Raw genomic sequence first — 336 nt, 5'->3', positions numbered from 1 at the left:
GTAGCACGTGTGTAGCCCTACTCGTAAGGGCCATGATGACTTGACGTCGTCCCCACCTTCCTCCGGTTTATCACCGGCAGTCTCCCTGGAGTTCCCACCTTTACGTGCTGGCAAACAAGGATAAGGGTTGCGCTCGTTGCGGGACTTAACCCAACATTTCACAACACGAGCTGACGACAGCCATGCAGCACCTGTCTCAGAGCTCCCGAAGGCACCAATCCATCTCTGGAAAGTTCTCTGGATGTCAAGAGTAGGTAAGGTTCTTCGCGTTGCATCGAATTAAACCACATGCTCCACCGCTTGTGCGGGCCCCCGTCAATTCATTTGAGTTTTAAC

General features: G+C 53.0%; 1 rRNA gene. It reads right to left on the bottom strand.

Features of this window, described 5'->3' with window-relative positions:
* Positions 1-336: ribosomal RNA gene (locus BZG25_RS15800) — 16S ribosomal RNA — on the bottom strand; the annotation flags it as partial.

Source organism: Salinivibrio sp. ML198 (assembly GCF_001996015.1).
GTDB lineage: Bacteria > Pseudomonadota > Gammaproteobacteria > Enterobacterales > Vibrionaceae > Salinivibrio > Salinivibrio siamensis.
The sequence above is the reverse complement of the archived record's forward strand: the minus strand, read 5'-3'. Positions and strand labels throughout refer to the sequence as shown.